The organism is Mesorhizobium sp. MC2-1-1 (assembly GCF_057597255.1).
The window spans coordinates 2,450,431-2,466,301 of sequence record NZ_CP195205.1 but is presented as its reverse complement, the minus strand read 5'-3'; the positions used below and the strand labels follow the sequence as shown (position 1 = coordinate 2,466,301).

General features: G+C 63.8%; 15 protein-coding genes and 1 tRNA gene. 10 read left to right on the top strand and 6 right to left on the bottom strand.

Annotation, left to right across the window (positions count from 1 at the left end):
- Positions 1 to 4 precede the first annotated feature (4 nt).
- The 9 genes from ACR64R_RS12405 to ACR64R_RS12365 all read left to right on the top strand — a co-directional run bounded on the left by ACR64R_RS12405 (position 5) and on the right by ACR64R_RS12365 (position 9,300).
- Entirely contained in the window at positions 5 to 826 is an 822-nt protein-coding gene (locus ACR64R_RS12405) for a biotin--[acetyl-CoA-carboxylase] ligase (RefSeq protein ID WP_487361907.1), read from the top strand.
- A gap of 97 nt (positions 827 to 923) precedes the next feature.
- Positions 924 to 2,594 (top strand): ribonuclease J, encoded by a 1,671-nt coding sequence (locus ACR64R_RS12400; protein WP_487361906.1) that lies wholly within the window; start codon positions 924 to 926, stop codon positions 2,592 to 2,594.
- Between the two features lie 100 nt (positions 2,595 to 2,694).
- Positions 2,695 to 3,099, top strand: coding sequence for a methylmalonyl-CoA epimerase (gene mce, locus ACR64R_RS12395; protein ID WP_487361905.1), 405 nt, complete (start codon positions 2,695 to 2,697; stop codon positions 3,097 to 3,099).
- Positions 3,096 to 3,380 (top strand): DUF1467 family protein, encoded by a 285-nt coding sequence (locus tag ACR64R_RS12390; RefSeq protein ID WP_487361904.1) that lies wholly within the window; start codon positions 3,096 to 3,098, stop codon positions 3,378 to 3,380. The genes mce and ACR64R_RS12390 overlap by 4 nt, the downstream gene beginning before the upstream one ends.
- A gap of 575 nt (positions 3,381 to 3,955) precedes the next feature.
- A complete protein-coding gene (gene proS / locus ACR64R_RS12385) occupies positions 3,956 to 5,284 on the top strand; it encodes a proline--tRNA ligase (RefSeq protein ID WP_487361903.1) in 1,329 nt (442 codons plus the stop codon).
- Entirely contained in the window at positions 5,281 to 6,567 is a 1,287-nt protein-coding gene (locus ACR64R_RS12380) for a lipoprotein-releasing ABC transporter permease subunit (RefSeq protein WP_487361902.1), read from the top strand. Before proS ends, ACR64R_RS12380 begins: the two co-directional genes overlap by 4 nt.
- Positions 6,564 to 7,247 carry an ABC transporter ATP-binding protein gene (locus tag ACR64R_RS12375; protein ID WP_487361901.1) on the top strand — a complete coding sequence of 228 codons (684 nt, stop codon included), beginning with the start codon at positions 6,564 to 6,566 and terminating at the stop codon, positions 7,245 to 7,247. Before ACR64R_RS12380 ends, ACR64R_RS12375 begins: the two co-directional genes overlap by 4 nt.
- Positions 7,248 to 7,368: 121 nt before the next feature.
- Positions 7,369 to 7,521 carry a hypothetical protein gene (locus tag ACR64R_RS12370; RefSeq protein ID WP_487361900.1) on the top strand — a complete coding sequence of 51 codons (153 nt, stop codon included), beginning with the start codon at positions 7,369 to 7,371 and terminating at the stop codon, positions 7,519 to 7,521.
- 528 nt (positions 7,522 to 8,049) lie between these two features.
- Positions 8,050 to 9,300, top strand: coding sequence for a site-2 protease family protein (locus tag ACR64R_RS12365; RefSeq protein ID WP_487361899.1), 1,251 nt, complete (start codon positions 8,050 to 8,052; stop codon positions 9,298 to 9,300).
- A 157-nt stretch (positions 9,301 to 9,457) separates the two neighbouring features.
- Here ACR64R_RS12365 and lipB read toward each other — a convergent pair whose 3' ends face one another.
- Positions 9,458 to 10,201 (bottom strand): lipoyl(octanoyl) transferase LipB, encoded by a 744-nt coding sequence (lipB, locus tag ACR64R_RS12360; RefSeq protein ID WP_487361898.1) that lies wholly within the window; start codon positions 10,199 to 10,201, stop codon positions 9,458 to 9,460.
- 297 nt (positions 10,202 to 10,498) lie between these two features.
- On the opposite strand from lipB, the gene ACR64R_RS12355 reads away from it, so the two are divergent.
- Positions 10,499 to 10,583: transfer RNA gene (locus ACR64R_RS12355), tRNA-Leu, on the top strand.
- Positions 10,584 to 10,739: 156 nt separating this feature from the next.
- On the opposite strand, the gene sucD is transcribed toward ACR64R_RS12355, so the two are convergent.
- The 5 genes from sucD to ACR64R_RS12330 form a co-directional block, all read right to left on the bottom strand.
- Entirely contained in the window at positions 10,740 to 11,639 is a 900-nt protein-coding gene (sucD, locus tag ACR64R_RS12350) for a succinate--CoA ligase subunit alpha (protein WP_095764879.1), read from the bottom strand.
- A 13-nt stretch (positions 11,640 to 11,652) separates the two neighbouring features.
- A complete protein-coding gene (locus ACR64R_RS12345) occupies positions 11,653 to 12,858 on the bottom strand; it encodes a malate--CoA ligase subunit beta (protein ID WP_487362425.1) in 1,206 nt (401 codons plus the stop codon).
- 2 nt (positions 12,859 to 12,860) lie between these two features.
- Positions 12,861 to 13,823, bottom strand: coding sequence for an HpcH/HpaI aldolase/citrate lyase family protein (locus tag ACR64R_RS12340; protein WP_487361897.1), 963 nt, complete (start codon positions 13,821 to 13,823; stop codon positions 12,861 to 12,863).
- A 10-nt stretch (positions 13,824 to 13,833) separates the two neighbouring features.
- The gene (locus tag ACR64R_RS12335; protein WP_487361896.1) at positions 13,834 to 15,024 is read right to left on the bottom strand and encodes an aminotransferase class V-fold PLP-dependent enzyme; all 1,191 of its coding nucleotides are present in this window, start codon (positions 15,022 to 15,024) and stop codon (positions 13,834 to 13,836) included.
- Positions 15,025 to 15,145: 121 nt separating this feature from the next.
- Positions 15,146 to 15,817, bottom strand: a complete 672-nt coding sequence (locus ACR64R_RS12330; protein WP_487361895.1) for a LuxR C-terminal-related transcriptional regulator — start codon at positions 15,815 to 15,817, stop codon at positions 15,146 to 15,148.
- Positions 15,818 to 15,871 lie beyond the last annotated feature (54 nt).

The following is a 15,871-nucleotide window of genomic DNA, read 5'->3' as shown; positions in this document are numbered from 1 at the left end:
CGGGATGGCGTTTCGGCTGGCTCCAACCGCGGCGTCGGAAGGGTTCCGGTTCGAGGCCCATGACAGTGTCGGCTCGACCAACGCGCTGGCGCTGGACCACGCTCGCGCCGGCGATCCCGGCAAGCTCTGGGTGGTTTCAAAGAAGCAGGAAAGCGGTCGCGGCCGGCGCGGCCGTGTCTGGGCCACGCCCGAGGGCAATCTCGCGGCAACGCTTCTCCTGGTCCCGGGCGGCGAACTGCGGCTTGCCGCGACGCTCGGCTTCGTTGCGGGGCTGGCGCTGGCCGACGCGCTCGACGCCGTCGTGCCGAAGAGCCGGATCGCCGTCGCTTTGGATGGCGCGAGCCAGGGCCGCGACCGCTTCGAACTGAAATGGCCGAATGACGTGCTGGCCTCGGGCGCCAAGCTTGCCGGCATCCTGCTGGAATCGACCATGCTGGAAGGCGGCCGTTTCGCCGTCGCAATAGGCATTGGCGTCAATGTCGTGGCCTATCCGGAAGACCTGCCTTATCCGGCGACTTCCCTGCAGGCCCTGGGCGCCGGGTGCGACGCCGAAACCCTGTTCCTGGCGCTTTCGGACGCCTGGAGCGAGAATGCCCGAGTGTGGGACGACGGGCGCGGGCTCAACGCCATCAGGAAACGGTGGCTTGCCCGCGCTGCGGGACTTGGCGGCGAGGTTGCTGTCAGAATTGACGGCAATGTGGTGCGCGGCGTCTTCGAGACCATTGACGAGGACTGCCGTTTCGTGATCCGCGACGATGAGGGATCGGTTCTGACCATCGCGGCCGGTGACGTGCATTTCGGCGCCGTCGCCTCGGCCCGGGCATAGTTTTGTTCTTGCGCAATTCCGGACGGGAAACCGTTACGCACTTTTCCCGGAATTGCTCTAATGGCTTGGCCTAACGAGGCCAGGAAGGAAGTATTTCATGGCGAACACGGAAAACGCCGAGCTCGTTTTCGCGCCGCTGGGCGGCGTCGGCGAGATCGGCATGAACTTCGCCCTTTACGGCTATGGACCCGCCGACGCACGCGAATGGATCGTCGTCGATGTCGGCGTTACCTTCCCTGATAGCGCACATCCCGGCGTCGATCTGATCCTGCCCGACACGCGCTTCATCGAGGAGAACATCGACGGCTTGCGTGGCATCGTCATCACTCATGCGCATGAGGACCATTACGGCGCGCTGCTCGACATCTGGCCGAGGCTCAAGGCGCCTGTATGGATGACGCCGTTCACCGCGGGGCTGCTCGAAGCCAAGCGGCAGGGCGAGCGCAATGCCCCGAAGATTCCGGCTACGGTCTACCGGGCTGGCGAAAAATTCACCATCGGACCTTTCGAGATCGAGGCCATTCCAGTGGCGCACTCGATTCCCGAGCCGATGTCGCTGGCGATCACCACGCCGGCCGGCACGGTCATCCATACCGGCGACTGGAAGATCGACCCGGAGCCGACGATCGGGCCGAAGACCGACGAGGCACGTTTCCGCGCCTATGGCGACAAGGGCGTGCTGGCGCTGATCTGCGATTCCACCAATGCGTTGAGGGAAGGGGAGTCGCCCTCGGAGGTGGCGGTCGGCGAAGGCCTCAAGGGCGTTATCGAGAAGGCCAAGGGCCGCGTCGCGGTCACCACTTTCTCCTCCAATGTCGGGCGGATCGTCTCGATAGCGCGCGCGGCGCGCGATGCCGGTCGGCAGTGCCTCGTGCTCGGCCGCTCGTTGAGGCGCGTCATCGATGTGGCTGGTGAACTCGGCTACATGGACGGCCTTCCGGAATTCATCTCCGAGGAAGACTATGGCTATATACCGCGCGAGAACCTGGTGATCATCTGCACCGGCAGCCAGGGCGAGCCGCTCGCCGCGCTTGCAAAGCTTTCGCGCGACGAGATGAAGTCGATGGCGCTGACGGCCGGCGATACGGTGGTGTTTTCCTCGCGTACCATTCCCGGCAACGAAAGAGCGATCCTGGAAATCAAAAACCGGCTGATCGACCTGGGCATGAAGATCATCGAGGACGGCGACGCGCTGGTGCACGTCTCCGGCCATCCGCGCCGCAGCGAATTGCGCAAAATGTATGAATGGGTGCGGCCGCAGATCGGCGTTCCCGTGCATGGCGAGGCGGCGCATCTGGTGGCGCAGGGCTCGCTGATGTCGATGTCGGGCATCGGCCAGGTGGCGCAGGTGCGCGACGGCGACATGCTGAGGCTCTGGCCCGGTCCCGCGACGATCATCGACCAGGTGCCGTTCGGCCGACTCTACAAGGATGGCTTCCTGATCGGCACCGACCAGGCGATGGGCATACGCGATCGCCGCAAGCTCTCCTTCGCCGGCCATGTCGCGGTCAATGTGGTGCTCGACGAGAAATACGAGCTTGCCGGCGATCCCGATCTGGTGGCGATCGGCGTCGCCGAGGCGGATGCCAGCGGCGAGACGCTGGAAGACCTGATGCTCGATGCGGCAATCGGCGCGGTGGACTCCATTCCACGCCAGCGCCGAAAAGACCTCGACCTAGTGCAGGAGGCGGTGCGCCGCGCCGTTCGCGGCGCTGCCAACGAAGCCTGGGGTAAGAAGCCGCTGGTGACGGTGTTCGTTACGAGATGAGGCAATAGGGATTAGGCAGTAGGCAATAGGAAAGGCGATTGCCTTTTAGCGCGCCAAACTTGCTTCTTGCCTACTGCCTACCGCCAAGGAAAGACCGCCAATGCTGGGACGCTTGAACCATGTCGCGCTTGCCGTGCCGGATCTGGCCGCGGCAACGGCCGCCTATCGCGATACGCTGGGCGCGCGATTGAGCGCGCCGCAGGCGCTGCCGGAGCACGGTGTGACGGTGGTGTTCGTCGATGTCGGCAACACCAAGATCGAACTGCTTGAACCTTTGGGCGACGCCTCGCCGATCGCGGCGTTCCTCGAAAAGAATCCTTCAGGCGGCATGCATCACGTCTGCTACGAGGTCGACGACATCCTGGCTGCTCGCGATCATCTGAAGGCGAGCGGCGCTCGCGTACTTGGCGACGGCGACCCGAAGACCGGCGCGCATGGCAAGCCGGTGCTGTTCCTGCATCCCAAGGATTTCTTCGGCACGCTTGTCGAACTGGAGCAGGCATGAACTGGGTTCTGTTAGCGGCGCTGTTCTTCGTCACCTGGTGGCTGATGCTGTTCGTCGTCCTGCCGTTCAGCCTGCGCACGCAGGACGACGATAAGGATGTCACGCTGGGCACGGTTTCCAGCGCGCCGCGCGGCCCGCATATGCGGCGCGCCTTCCTGCGCGCCACGATCGCGACGGTACTCGTCATGGGCACCATCTATGGCCTGACGACGGGGCTGGGGTTCAGCTTCGACGACATCATGCGCATCATGCCGGACTTCACGCCGGACGTCCGTCACTGACGACGAAGATATAGTCTTCGCAAGTATTGGGAAGCGCGCTCGCGCCAAGGTTGAAATCGGAAGCCGGCTTCCGATTTCTGCGAGCGCATTCTGGTCAGGCTGTCGGGCAGAAGGCTGGGCTAAGCAGACGATTGCACAAAAAAAATGCAAGGCACGAGGCCTTGCAATTTAAACGCGTCCGATCTGTTTCCGGTGTCCGGCGGCAGCGAGTTACCGCGCCTAGATCGCATCCTCCCAAGACTTTGACCGCGTAGGAGAGCAGATATTTCTCCGCCCTCTCGGTTATCGTGGCACACTAGACCAAGGCAGGTGAAAATGTCACGAAGAATTTTGCCCCTAAACAGGCAATATCGTGCTGCACTGCACAATAGTACGGCAGGGCTTGCTTGTGAATCGATCAAAAAGCCAGTTGCGGCACTTGGCGGCCGGAATCGTCCTTTTGGTAAGGTGCAGAAGGCCCCGATACTTTGGGGCACTCGGGTTTCCATTCGGCCATGAAATGGCTATGAAGCCCGGGCAAGCAGCTTCGGTTGCGCCGATTCCCCGCGCCGCCATCTTCATTCACGGACCAGTCCATGCGTTTGTCGCGCTACTTCCTGCCTATTCTCAAAGAAAATCCCCGCGAGGCCGAAATCGTCTCGCACCGGCTGATGTTGCGCGCCGGCATGATCCGCCAGCAGGGGCAGGGCAGCTTTTCGTGGTTGCCGCTGGGCAAGCGCGTGCTGGACAAGGTCTGCAAGATCATCCGCGAGGAGCAGAACCGCGCGGGCGCGCTGGAAATACTGATGCCGACCATCCAGTCGGCCGATTTGTGGCGCGAAAGCGGCCGTTACAACGACTACGGCAAGGAGATGCTGCGCATCAAGGATCGCCAGGACCGCGACATGCTCTACGGTCCGACCAACGAAGAGATGGTCACCGAGATATTCCGCGCCTACGTCAAGTCCTACAAGGACCTGCCGCTCAATCTCTACCACATCCAGTGGAAGTTCCGGGACGAGGTGCGCCCGCGCTTCGGCGTCATGCGTTCGCGCGAATTCCTCATGAAGGATGCCTATTCCTTCGACCTCGATTTCGAGGGCGCCAAGGCCGCCTACAACCGCATGTTCGTCTCCTACCTCAGGACGTTCACGCGCATGGGGCTGCAGGCCATTCCGATGCGTGCCGACACTGGGCCGATCGGCGGCGACCTCAGCCATGAGTTCATCATCCTGGCCGAGACCGGCGAGAGCCAGGTATTCTGCGACCGCGCTTATCTCGCGCTCGACGTGCCGGGCGCGAACACCGACTTCTCCAACGATGCCGAGATAGGCGATATCGTGCAGAAATGGACGACGCCTTACGCCGCAACCGACGAAATGCATGACGAGGCGGCCTGGGAGAAAGTCGCCGAAGGCGACCGGCTTTCGGCGCGCGGTATCGAAGTCGGGCACATCTTCCATTTCGGCGAGAAGTATTCCAAGCCGATGAACGCCAAGGTGACCGGCCCCGACGGCAAGGACTATTACGCGTCCGGCGGTTCCTACGGCATCGGCCCGTCGCGCCTGGTCGCGGCGATCATCGAGGCGAGCCATGACGAGAACGGCATCATCTGGCCGGAAGCGGTGGCGCCTTTCGATCTCGGCCTGATCAACATGAAAGTCGGCGACGGTGAATGCGACCGGGTCTGCGACGATCTCTATGCCGCATTGAATGCCGCCGGCAAGGATGTGCTTTACGACGACACCGACCAGCGGCCAGGCGGCAAGTTCGCCACAGCCGACCTGATCGGCCTGCCGTGGCAGGTGATCGTCGGCCCACGCGGGGTGGCGGCCGGCGAGGTCGAGATCAAGAACCGCAGGTCCGGCGAGCGCTTGACTCTGCCGATCGCCGAAGCCAAGAAGCGCCTGGGTATCGCCGCATGAGCGAGGCGGCGGCAGCGGCCAGGTCAGGGGCGGGCGCCTTTTCCGGCTTCGAGCGCATGGTGGCGTGGCGCTACTTGCGGTCGCGGCGCAAGGAGACGGTGATCTCCGTCATCGCCTCGATCTCCTTTCTCGGCATCATGCTCGGCGTCGCGACGCTGATCGTCGTCATGGCGGTGATGAACGGCTTTCGGGCCGAATTGCTGACACGCATCCTCGGCGTGAACGGCCACCTGATCGTGCAGCCGCTCGATTCGCCGCTTGAGGACTACGCCCAGGTGGCGAGCCGCATCAACGGCGTTTCCGGCGTCAAATACGCCATTCCACTGATCGACGGCCAGGTACTGGCGCAAGGCAATGTCGGTGGCGGCACGGGCGCCCTGGTGCGCGGCATACGCGGCGAGGATCTCGGCAAGATCTCGATCGTCTCCAGCAACATCAAGCAGGGCACGCTTGACGGTTTCGACACCGGCGAAGGCGTGGCGATCGGCAAGCGAATGGCCGAGAGCCTCGGGCTGGTTCTCGGCGACACCATCACGCTGATCTCTCCCGACGGCGACGTGACGCCGCTCGGCACCACGCCGCGCATGAAGGGCTACAAGGTCGTGGCGATCTTCGAGGTCGGCATGTCGGAATATGACAGCTCGATCGTCTACATGCCGTTCTCGGAAGCGCAGCTCTATTTCAACATGGACGGGCGCGCGCAGACCATAGAGATCTATGTCGACAATCCCGACAATGTCGACGCGCTGAAGCCGCTGGTCGAGCAGGCGGCGCAGCGCCCGGTCGATCTCGTCGACTGGCGCCAGCGCAACGAGACCTTCTTTTCGGCGCTGCAGGTCGAACGCAACGTCATGTTCATGATCCTGACGCTGATCGTTCTGGTGGCGGCGCTCAACATCATCTCGGGCCTCATCATGCTGGTGAAGGACAAGGGGCACGACATCGCCATCCTGCGTACGATGGGAGCTTCGCGCGGGGCGATCCTGCGCATCTTCCTGATGACGGGCGCGGCGATCGGCGTCACCGGCACCATAGCCGGCGTGCTGCTCGGTGTCGTCATCTGCATCAACATCGAATCGATCCGCCAGTTCTTCTCGTGGATGACCGGCAGGATCCTGTTCAATCCGGAGCTCTACTTCCTCAGCCAGTTGCCTGCGAAGATGGACCCGCGCGAGACGACCTATGTCGTCATCATGGCGCTGGGCCTCTCCTTCATCGCGACGGTGTTTCCGGCCTGGCGAGCGGCCCGGCTCGATCCGGTCGAAGCCCTGAGGTACGAGTGATGGCCGAAGCCATTATCGAACTGAAAGGCGTCGAGCGGCACTATGTCCAGGGGCCGCGCAAGCTCACCATTCTGAACGGCGCGGACCTATCGCTCAGGCGCGGCGAGATGGTGGCGCTGGTGGCGCCATCAGGTTCCGGCAAGTCGACCCTGCTGCATACGGCGGGACTGCTGGAGCGGCCCGATGCGGGCGACGTGATCCTTGGCGGCCGCGCCTGCGGCCGGCTTTCCGACGACGAACGCACCGCGATACGCCGCAACGATATCGGCTTCGTCTACCAGTTCCATCATCTGCTGCCGGAGTTCTCCGCGCTCGAGAACATCATGATGCCGCAGCTGATCAAGGGGCTTCCTCCCAAGGAAGCGTCCGAGCGGGCGGCGCAGCTTCTCGACTACATGCAGATCGGCAAGCGCGCGCAGCACCGGCCGGCCGAGCTTTCGGGTGGTGAGCAACAGCGCGTCGCCATCGCCCGCGCGGTCGCCAACGCGCCGCTTGTGCTTCTGGCTGACGAGCCGACCGGCAATCTCGATCCGACGACCGCCTCCTACGTCTTCGACGCGCTCGAAGCCCTGGTCCGGCAATCCGGGTTGGCGGCGCTGATCGTTACCCATAATCACCAGCTCGCAGGGCGCATGGACCGGCGGCTGACGCTGGCCGAGGGCAAGGTCGTGCCTCTCTGAGGCCAGGCCGACTATCCCCAATCGCGCGGCCTGGAGCCAGCTTTAGACAGCAATGCTTGTCGGCCCGACGCGCCCGCCACGAACGTCGCAGAATGAGACCTCTCGCCGGTCGGAGGTAGACGTGAAAAAGGTCGTTCTCGTAATTGTCGCGCTGTTGTTCCTGGCGCTCGCCTTCTCGGCCGCTTATTCCCTGCTTTTCGGTTGCCCGCATGCCGGCTCGTACCGGTGCGTCCAAGGCTTCAACCGTGAGACCTGCGGCTGCCCGCAGCCGTAGGCTTCGGGCGCTCTTGCCGCCGAGACAGCTGGTATACGCCAGCACGTTGGGAGACGGGGCCGGCAACCGATAGCGTCGCGCAGCACAGCGCCTTCCTCGCGGCGAGCGATTAACATTTCATTTACTGTGCGAAATTCTCTCCCTGTCGTCGCGTCAGGATGGTCGTTGACATTCGAACAAAATTAGAACAAATTACGAACATACCAACAACGGAGAGAGTTATGTCTGATCTGGTTCAGGATGTCGTCTCGCTGGTTTGCATGAGCACCTTCCTCGTTTCCATGGCGATCTGGATCGGCGCCATGTGATCAGGCGGCCTTGCCGCGGTACGGGACGGGCAAATGCCCAACCGTTGTTCGGGCGGGCAGGAGCCCGCCCTGGAATGGGCAACAGCCCGCCTTGGGACGGGCAAGAGCCCGAACACGTTGAGGACGAGCAAGGGTTCGCCCTTTGTTAAGTCTTTCTTGGCCGAGCCGCCGCTAGGCTGCCCCTTCAAGGCAGGGAGCCCAAAACAGGGAAGCCAAGGCAGTGTCGATCATCGTCACGGTCACTCTCGTGGCCGGCAATCTCGGACTGATCTTTCTTCTGATGACCGTGCCGCTCGGATCGCGCACGGTGACGGTCAGCCGCGTTATCAAGGCCGACCGCAATCGCCTCTGGCAGGCGCTGTGGCCCTTCGGCGACGATGCCGGCTGGTCCGGCGAGATCCTTTCCGCCGAACCTCCGGACAGCGGGGGGATGGCGCTGATCAGACTGTCTTGGGAAGGGCGGGATGGCCGGCCGATCGAACGCAGGGCGCGGTTCGAGGATGTGAAGGAAGGTAGCTACTTTTCGATGACGGTCGTCGAGGACACGGCGCTCGATCCATCTTTCTGGGCGAATTATCGCGAGACCGCGGAGCTTGTCTCCGAGAGGGGGGCCACGCGGGTCACCCTGACCCAGACCGACCGCTATCGAGGGTTTGCGTTCCTTGTCTTCCGCTTCTTCGCCATGCGCCGAGAACTGGGCAAGCTTGCCGTGTGGTCGGCCACCGGCGCCTATCGCAAAGGCGGTTGGTTCGAGCATCCGGTGAGCCAGATCGGCTTCGCCGTGCTTTCGGCGCTGATCCTATGGCCGTTCTTCGGCCTCAATATCGCCGGCTTTGCGCTCGCCGCGATCCTGACCTCGGTGGTCGCCCTGCACGAGCTCGGCCATATGGCGGCCTTCCGGCTGACCGGGCATCGTCGCGCGCGGATGATCTTCATTCCGCTGCTTGGTGGCATCGCGATCGGCGGCAGACCGTATGACAGCCGATTCGAGGTTGCGTTCGTGGCGCTGATGGGGGCGGGCTTTTCCGCGTTCCTGGTGCCGGTGCTGATTGCCGCCACCGGTTTCGCTCATGAAGAGGGGGATCGCCTGGCCGCCATGCTGCTGGCAACGCTTGCCGGCTGCCTATCGCTGTTCAACATCGCCAATCTGGTGCCGGTGTGGAAGTTCGATGGCGGCCAAGTGCTGCGCCAGATCTGCCAGGGTCCGGTGGCGCTCGCGCTGGCGTCTTTCCTGCTTTTGTCGGCGCTTCTGGCGCTGGGCTGGCAGGCCGGTTTCTCGCCGAGTTTTCTATTGATCGCCGGCGCGGTGTTCTCGATCCTCAGCCTGATCACCATGGGCAGCGGCGTGAAGCCGCGTCACGAACTGAAGCCGATACCGACTTTTGACCGGCTGGCCATGGCCGGCGCGCTGCTCGCGGTGTTTGCCATCCACGGCTATGGGATGCTGTGGGCCTCGGCGCAGCTGATGTAGAGTGTGTTGAGTTTCAAGTGGGGTCGGCCTGCAAACGGCGGCTACCTGCGCTTCCGGTGCTCACGTACTTCAAGTACGCTCCGCTCCGGTTCTTCGAACCCACAGTTTTCGTCTCGACCTGACCTGAAACTCAACACACTCCCAGGCGGAGCGACGTTCAGCCGGCCTTGCGGGATGGCTCCGGGATTGGAATCGCGGCAGGTCCAAAGACGTCCTCGAACGCCGATTTGAGCGCGAGATCGAGGTCGGCCATGGTGACCGGCAGGCCGAGATCGACCAAGCTGGTCACGCCGTGGTCCGAGACGCCGCAGGGCACGATGCCGCCGAAATGGCCGAGGTCCGGTTCGACATTGATGGCGATGCCGTGAAAGCTCACCCAGCGTCTGAGCCGGATGCCTATGGCCGCGATCTTGTCCTCGGCCGGCGTGCCATCCGGCAGGGCAGGGCGATCCGGTCGCACCACCCAGACGCCGACCCGGTCCTCGCGCCGCTCGCCTCGCACATTGAACGCGGCGAGCGTTCCGATGATCCATTGCTCGAGCGCGGCGACGAAGGCGCGCACATCCTCGCGCCGGCGCTGGAGGTCGAGCATGACATAGGCCACGCGCTGTCCCGGACCGTGATAGGTGTATTCGCCGCCGCGTCCGGCGGCAAAGACCGGGAAGCGGTCGGGGTCGATCAAGTCCTCGACTCGGGCGCTGGTGCCGGCGGTGTAGAGCGGCGGATGCTCGACCAGCCAGACCATCTCGCCGGCAGCACCACCGCGGATCGCCTCGGCGCGCGCCTCCATGAAGGCCAGCGCGTCCGGATAGGCGGTGAGGCCAGGCTCGATCACCCATTCCACCGGCGCCGAACCGGGGAGCGGCAGGAACGACGTGGCGATCTGGCTGCGGTCTGTCATGGCATGATCGTTTCCAGCTTATGCATGTCGTCCCCCCCAAAAAATGTCCTGCACTTTTGGGCGAACATGCATTTGCCCTTCATATGGCGGCAAACGGCCGAAACGTCCAGTTCGATGAGCTCAATGCGCGCTTGCGAGGCATTGTGCCGGCAGCTTTGCCCGAGGCATGGCGTTCTCCCAAAACCGCCGCGCGCCTTTGGGCGACATGCATCAGCGATAATTCCTCACGGCGCACTTGTTTCGCCGGAAACGATTTGCTACAGGCCCCGGGCCGGACGGTTCCGGCTCCTACCACGTGCGGTCGTGGCGGAATTGGTAGACGCGCAGCGTTGAGGTCGCTGTGGGGCAACCCGTGGAAGTTCGAGTCTTCTCGACCGCACCAGGCTCTCCCTGAATGCCTTGCGATTTGGCGCCGGCAGGTGATGGTCGTCGTCACCGTCGGCAGTTGTCGTGGCCAAAAAGACTGCGGCGACGGACCGTGAGGCTCCGCCGCCGCGCTAAAAGCTCAAGTGGAGCAAAAGCCCTCGGGCTAAGTCGCTCAGGCCGCCTTCTTGGTACGTGCCAGCGTGTCGGCCACGACTTCGCCGAAAGAGGCGGGAGTCGGCACGATGACGACGCCGGCTTCCTTCAGGATCTCGACCTTCTCCTGCGCCGACTCGCCAAAGGCGGAGATGATGGCGCCCGCGTGGCCCATGCGGCGACCTTTCGGGGCGGACAGGCCGGCGATGTAGGCGATCAGCGGCTTGCGCATATTGTCGCGCGCCCAGATCGCGGCTTCGGCTTCCTGCGGGCCGCCAATCTCGCCGATCATCACAACGGCGTCGGTGTCGTCGTCCCGCTCGAAAAGCTGCAGGATGTCCTTGAAGGACGAACCGTTGATCGGATCGCCGCCGATGCCGACGCTGGTCGACACGCCGATGCCCAGCGCCTTCATCTGCGAGGCGGCCTCATAGCCAAGCGTACCCGAGCGGCCGACGATGCCGACGCGTCCAGGCAGATAGATGCTGCCGGGCATGATGCCCATCAGCGCCTGTCCGGGCGTGATGACGCCGGCGCAGTTGGGGCCGACGAGGCGCATGCGGTCCTCGAACCGGTAGCGGCGCATGTAGCGCTTGACCTGCATCATGTCCTGCGAAGGGATGCCGTCGGTGATGCAGACGCAAAGCTTGATGCCGGCGTCCGCTGCTTCCATGATCGAATCGGCGGCGAAGGGCGGCGGCACGAAGACGATGCTGGCCTCGGCGCGGGTCTCGCGCACCGCGCCCTTGACGGTGTTGAATACCGGCAGGCCGAGATGCGTCTGGCCGCCCTTGCCGGGGGTGACGCCGCCGACCAGCTTGGTGCCGTAGCGCTTCATGTCGTCGGCGTGGAAGCTGCCGATCTTGCCGGTGAACCCTTGCACGATCACGCGCGTGCTGCGGTTGAGCAGGATTGCCATTTGTCGACCTCCCTCAGGCTGCTTTCTTGTTCTTGGCCGCCGCGCGCCAGGCGGCGACGGCCTTTTCGGCGGCCTCAGCAAGCGTGTCGGCGACGATCACCTTCTCGCCCGAATCGGCCAGGATCTTGCGGCCTTCCTTGACCTTGGTGCCGGACAGCCGCACCACCAGCGGCACGTCGACGCCGACCTCGCGGATCGCCTTGATCACGCCCTCGGCAACCCAGTCGCAGCGGTTGATGCCGGCGAAGATGTTGACCAGAATGGTCTGGACCTGTCTGTCGCCAAGCACGGCCCGGAAGGATTTCGCCACCCGCTCGGGCGAAGCGCCGCCGCCTATGTCGAGGAAGTTGGCCGGCTCGCCGCCGGCGATCTTGATCATGTCCATCGTCGCCATGGCCAGCCCGGCGCCGTTGATGATGCAGCCTATATTGCCGTCGAGGCCGACATAGGAGAGGCCGCGGTCGCTGGCGAATGTCTCGCGCGGGTCTTCCTGGCTCTTGTCGCGCAGCTCTGAGATCTCCGGCCGACGGAACAGCGCATTCTCATCGAACGACATCTTGGCGTCGAGCGCGACGAGGCTACCGTCGCGCGTCACCACCAGCGGATTGATCTCCAGCATCGAGGCATCGTAATCGCGGAACACCTGGTAGCAGCCGAGGATGGTCTCGGTCGCCTTCCCGATCAGGTTGCTCTCGAGCCCGAGGCCGAAGGCGATCTCGCGTGCCTGGAAGCCCTGCATGCCGACGCCGGGATCGACAGTGGCGCGGATAATGGAATCCGGCTGCTTTTCAGATATGTCCTCGATCTCCATGCCGCCGGCAGCCGAGGCCACGATCATCACGCGCTCTTCCTTCCTGTCGAGCACGAAGCCGAGATAGAGCTCCTGCGCGATGTCGACGGCTTCCTCGAGATAGAGGCGCGAGATCAGCTTGCCGCGCGGACCGGTCTGCTGGGTCACCAGCTTGCGCCCGAGCATGGCTTCCGCCGCGTTGGAGATCTCCTCGTCGTTGGAACAGAGTTTTATGCCGCCGGCCTTGCCGCGCGCGCCGGAGTGAACCTGCGCCTTCAGCACCCATTTCGAGCCGCCGATCTCGCGTGCCCTATAGGTCGCCTGCTCGGGGCTGTAGGCAAGGCCGCCGCGCGGCACGTGCACGCCGTGGCGGGCGAGCAGTTCCTTGGCCTGGTATTCGTGGATGTCCATTCTGTCCTCCCGGGTAATTTCTACTGCGCGGCGGCGTGTGCCTGGCCTGCGCGCTCGATCGCCTCGTTCACCACCAGCACGTTGCGTGCCATGCGCTCGGACGCCGCATCGATCATCTTGCCGTCGAGGGCAGCAGCGCCCTTGCCGAGTGCCTCGGCTTCCTTCAGCACCTCGATGATGCGGCGGGCACGTGTGACTTCCTTTTCCGGCGGCGAGAACACGTCGTTGGCCAAGGTGATCTGCGAGGGATGGATCGCCCATTTGCCTTCGACGCCGAGTGCTGCCGCACGCCTTGCGGCAGCCTTGTAGCCTTCCGGGTCGGAAAAATCGCCGAACGGTCCGTCGATGGCGCGCAGGCCATAGGCCCGGCAGGCGACCGTCATGCGCGACAAGGCGAAATGCCACTGGTCACCGGGATAGTCGGGATTGAGCCCGCCGATGTTGACGGTGCGCGCCTTGTTGCTGGCGGCATAGTCGGCGACGCCGAAATGCATGGCTTCCAGCCGGCCGGGCGTGGCGGCGATCGCCTCGACATTGGCCATGCCGAGCGCCGTCTCGATCAGCGCCTCGAGGCCGACGCGGGTCTTGAAACCCTTGGCCATCTCGATCTGATTGACCATGGCCTCGACCATGTAGAGGTCGGCCGGCACGCCGACCTTAGGCACCAGGATCGTGTCCAGCCTGTCTCCGGCCTGCTCCATGACTTCGACGACGTCGCGGTACATATAGTGGGTGTCGAGGCCGTTGATGCGCACCGAGACGGTCTTGCCCTTGGCACGCCAGTCGATGTCGTTGAGCGCCTGGATGATGTTCTTACGGGCGCGTTCCTTGTCGGGCGGCGCAACCGCGTCCTCGATGTCGAGGAAGACGAAGTCGGCGGTGCTGTTTGCCGCCTTGTCGATCATTTCCGGGCTCGAACCAGGAACGGCAAGCTCGCTGCGCTGGAGCCGCAGTTTCTTCAGGTGGTTGATGGTGTGGCTCATGGTCCGCCCCTCACGCCGCCTTGGCGACCGGTACATCGGCCGTGCGGCGGAAATGCTCGATCGCAGCGGCCACGCCCGAGCCGGGCGCCAGGCGCACGCCGCAATCCAGCAGCGCCATTTCGGCCGCCGACAACGAGGCGCAGACCATCACTTCGTTCAGCCAGCCGAGATGGCCGATACGGAAGACTTTTCCGAATACCTTGTTGAGGCCGCCCCCGAGCGACGTCTGGTAGGCCTGATAGGCGCGCTTGACGACTTCGCCGCTGTCGACGCCTTCCGGCACGAGAATGGCGCTGACCGTGTCGGAATGCCATTTCGGCGCCTTGGCGCAGAGCTTGAGGCCCCAGGCGTCGACTGCCCTGCGCACGCCTTCGGCAAGGCGATGGTGGCGGGCGAAGATGTTGTCCAGCCCTTCCTGCTCGATCAGGTCGAGCGAGGCGCGCAGGCCGCGCAGCAACTGGGTGGCCGGCGTGTAGGGGAAATAGCCGGCATCGTTGGCGCGGATCATGTCCTCGAAGGAGAAGAAGCAGCGGCGGTGCGTCGAAACGCGTGAAGCGGCCAGCGCCTTCTTGCTGACCGACAGGAAACCGAGGCCGGCGGGCAGCATGAAGCCTTTCTGCGAGCCGCTGACCGCGCAGTCGACGCCCCACTCCTCCTGGCGGAAGTCGATCGAGCCGATCGACGAGACGCCGTCGACGAAGAGAAGCGCCGGATGGTTCGCCGCATCGAGCGCGTCGCGGCAGCCGGCGACGTCGCTGGTCACGCCGGTCGCCGTCTCGTTCTGGGTGCAGAAGACCGCCTTGATGCGGTGCGCCCTGTCGGCTTTCAGCCGCTCCGCGTAGATGTCGAGTGGCACGCCGGTTCCCCATTCGCAGTCGATGATTTCGACCTCGAAGCCGAGACGCTCGGCCATGTCGACCCACAGATGCGAGAACTGGCCGAAGCGGGACATCAGCACCCGGTCGCCGGGGCTGAGCACATTGGTCATCGCCGCTTCCCAGGCGCCGGTGCCGGAGGAAGGGTAGATGAAAACGCGGCCGGTTTCGTTCTTGAAGACCTTCTTGATGTCCTCGAACAGCGGCAGCGTCAGGTCGGGGAAGGAGGCGGCGCGCATGTCCTCCATCGGCAGGTTCATGGCCTGCCGGACTTGTTCGGGAATGTTGGTAGGCCCCGGGATGAAAAGATGCGTGTAGCCAGCCATGCGCGAACTCCTCCGGTCGTTTGGGATGGTGGAGGAAGTCTCGTCCTGGCGGGGCTCGCCAACAACACCTTGCCGGGTAAGTTGTTGGCCCCGGCGGGTGGGACGGTCCTACCCGGTTGGCCTACCCGATAGGCGATTTGGGCGTGCGTTGCTTCTCGCTGGAATAGAGCGCGACGGCCATGGCACGGTTGCGCACGTCCAGCTTGTCGTAGAGATTCTTCAGGTGATACTTCACCGTATTCTCCGAAATCCCCGTCCGCGTCGCGATCTGCAGGTTGGTCCAGCCGTCGGAAAGCACCGCAAGCAACTCGCGTTCGCGCACGGTGAGCCGGGACAAAGGCGTGTCGTTGACCTTGTTGATGTCTATATAGGGAATGCAGATGCGGCCATGCGCGACCGCCAGGATCGTTTCGAAGATAACCGGCGGATCATCGAACTGGAAACAGTAGCCCTGCGCCCCGAGGCGCACGCATTGCTTCAGGATGCCGATGTCATGGTCGTTGGAGAAGACGGTGATGCGCACGCCAAGCTGGCGATTCTGAACTTCCGTCAGGACGTCGGCGCTATCCATGTCGGCAAGCTTCCAGCCGATGATGGCGACATCGAATTTCGTGGTGGCGGCAAGGTCCAGGAATTGCGCGCCGCTGTATACGGCGCCGAGCAAATCGAAACGGCCGTCGCATTCCAGCATTTCACGGAGCGCTGAAACGACGAATGGATTGCGCTCGGCAACGACCACGCGAACGCGCCGTTCGGCATTTTCCCCGTTCGTCTTTCCAGACTTGATGTTCAAGGGCAGCGTTTGTCCTCGGACCGTTCAGCGATGCGCCGATCCAGCCGATCGCGC

What these genes read in the sequence shown, in the direction of transcription:
- ACR64R_RS12400 (WP_487361906.1), top strand. Translation starts at nt 924, where the DNA reads ATGGCGAACACGGAAAACGCCGAGCTCGTTTTCGCGCCGCTGGGCGGC.
- ACR64R_RS12380 (WP_487361902.1), top strand. Translation starts at nt 5,281, where the DNA reads ATGAGCGAGGCGGCGGCAGCGGCCAGGTCAGGGGCGGGCGCCTTTTCC.
- ACR64R_RS12405 (WP_487361907.1), top strand. Translation starts at nt 5, where the DNA reads ATGGCGTTTCGGCTGGCTCCAACCGCGGCGTCGGAAGGGTTCCGGTTC.
- sucD (WP_095764879.1), bottom strand. Translation starts at nt 11,639, where the DNA reads ATGGCAATCCTGCTCAACCGCAGCACGCGCGTGATCGTGCAAGGGTTC.
- ACR64R_RS12335 (WP_487361896.1), bottom strand. Translation starts at nt 15,024, where the DNA reads ATGGCTGGCTACACGCATCTTTTCATCCCGGGGCCTACCAACATTCCC.
- proS (WP_487361903.1), top strand. Translation starts at nt 3,956, where the DNA reads ATGCGTTTGTCGCGCTACTTCCTGCCTATTCTCAAAGAAAATCCCCGC.
- ACR64R_RS12390 (WP_487361904.1), top strand. Translation starts at nt 3,096, where the DNA reads ATGAACTGGGTTCTGTTAGCGGCGCTGTTCTTCGTCACCTGGTGGCTG.
- ACR64R_RS12340 (WP_487361897.1), bottom strand. Translation starts at nt 13,823, where the DNA reads ATGAGCCACACCATCAACCACCTGAAGAAACTGCGGCTCCAGCGCAGC.
- lipB (WP_487361898.1), bottom strand. Translation starts at nt 10,201, where the DNA reads ATGACAGACCGCAGCCAGATCGCCACGTCGTTCCTGCCGCTCCCCGGT.
- mce (WP_487361905.1), top strand. Translation starts at nt 2,695, where the DNA reads ATGCTGGGACGCTTGAACCATGTCGCGCTTGCCGTGCCGGATCTGGCC.